We start from the raw sequence: 1,826 nt of genomic DNA, 5'->3' as shown, positions 1-1,826 counted from the left end.
AAATAATTGTGCCTGAAATAAAAAAGAGCTTACGGATCTATTCTTTCTATCTGTAAGCCTAGAATTATATTGTCAAAAATTAATAAAGAAATTAGTTGTTTTTTATCTCAGTTCTTTGTTGGCATTTCGTTGTTTTTATTCAGTTTTATTTTGGTCTTTATCTGCTTGTTTTTTTAAATTATATCTGGTCATAAGTGCCATAAATATTCCGAAAAAAGAGGCGTGAAATATAAATTTCCATATTTTGAAATCTTGCCCATCAGAATAGTCAAATCCAGCCATAAGTCCAGCATAAACGATTCCCGAAAACAAACCTGATTTTATTATTGCTTTTGTCCGCGTATTCATATTTTTTAAATTCCGTTTTTAGGTTAAATTTATTTCCGATTGAGTGAGAAATTCCTCAATTTGCTAAATTCCGCATTCAATTCGGGTTTTCCTTTTCAATTCAGTTTCCGATTCCGCAAACGAACTAAAAGTCAAACGTTTTGTTTAAAATCACTCTTTTTATATTTCTTATGTTCTATTTTCTTTTTTTCTAAAATTGTATAAAATTTTCGTGGCGAGATTTTCAAGTCTTTTGTTATTTCGCTCACTTTTTTCTTTCCTTTTTTATACAACTTTAAATTCTCATTTGTTTTTTTGTCAAAGTAATGTTTTTTCAGTTTTTCAACGATTTGAAATTCAGTCAGATTTGAGTCATTCGCATATTTTTCAATTTCCGATATAATGTCTTTTAAATTACTCATAATTGTCATTTTTAACGGTTCTGCTCAATGAATGCCAACGGTTTGGCTATGGTTTCGTTGCGTGAAAATCCGCGAGGATTTTCCGCCGTAAACCGGAGATAGCAAATTTGCGAGGACTTTCCGCGAGGAAAGTCAGAAGCAATGAACTATAGCCGGTGTTACCTGCTGGTTTTTAATTCCGTTTGTATATTGTTAGTCTGTTTTTTTAAAATCATAATCATTGTCCAAATCAAAACAAAACTTAATATTATTATCAGAGATATTTTTTGATAAGAATTAAAGTCAGCAAGATTTTCAGTCAACTTTGGTGACACAAAAAAACTTGTCAGATTAAATGCTAAATGAGTTAAAATACACAGCCATATATTTTTTGTTTTTAAATAAATATATCCTAAAATTATTCCACCAATAAAAGCTCCAAACAAACCATTATCTGAAAAAATATGGGCAATACTAAAAACTAATGCCGAAACCCAAAGTGCTTTTGAAAATCCTTTATTGTTAAATAATTTTTGCGTTATAATTCTTCGAAAGTATATCTCTTCCAAAAACACCCAAGCAGTCAATAAAAACAAGTATCGCGGTAATTCAGATTTTGTCGGTCCAATTCTATCAGTCCATTGCCATTCCATTAAATTATAAACCAATAATGGAATAAAATAAGTGGCTAAAAAAAGACCAATAATTCCGATTATTATAGGAAATAGATATTGAACACGGAAAGTTGAATTTTCTTTTTTAGGAAGCAATCTTGGATTAAATTTAATCAGGAAAAATCCAGCTAAAACAATTGCCAAAATATTAATAACTCTAATTGTCCAAAAGTCGGTTTGACCAGAAGCAAAATTGTAGCCAAAAAGTAAAATCAGTAAGCTTAAAAATAAATTCAGATAAAGACTTTTACTCATATTTTAGGCAGTATTCAATTTTTAGCGGTCGGTTTTTAACTTGCAGGTAACGTTTCGTATATGATAAGTAGGCGATCACTAAGCCCTAAATTTTTGTCTAATCCTAAAGTTTGATACAAGCCAAAAATATTTCAATTAGTACTTTATCGCCTATTTTTCATATACATTG

Annotated in this window: 3 protein-coding genes; all 3 read right to left on the bottom strand. The window is 29.7% G+C overall.

Annotated features, from left to right (window positions below; translation table 11 throughout):
• Nucleotides 1–135: 135 nt before the first annotated feature.
• Complete coding sequence (locus H4O20_RS13340; protein ID WP_185099593.1) at nucleotides 136–348, bottom strand: hypothetical protein; 213 nt, start codon at nucleotides 346–348, stop codon at nucleotides 136–138.
• Between the two features lie 131 nt (nucleotides 349–479).
• On the bottom strand, nucleotides 480–749 hold the full coding sequence (locus H4O20_RS13335; RefSeq protein ID WP_185099592.1) for a hypothetical protein: 270 nt from the start codon (nucleotides 747–749) through the stop codon (nucleotides 480–482).
• Nucleotides 750–907: 158 nt separating this feature from the next.
• Nucleotides 908–1,657: a CPBP family intramembrane glutamic endopeptidase gene (locus tag H4O20_RS13330; protein WP_185099591.1), complete on the bottom strand. Its 750-nt coding sequence runs from the start codon at nucleotides 1,655–1,657 to the stop codon at nucleotides 908–910.
• Nucleotides 1,658–1,826 lie beyond the last annotated feature (169 nt).

Source organism: Aequorivita sp. 609 (genome assembly GCF_014212065.1).
In the GTDB taxonomy this organism is placed as follows: domain Bacteria; phylum Bacteroidota; class Bacteroidia; order Flavobacteriales; family Flavobacteriaceae; genus Aequorivita; species Aequorivita sinensis.
This window is presented reverse-complemented; position numbering and strand designations above follow the sequence as displayed.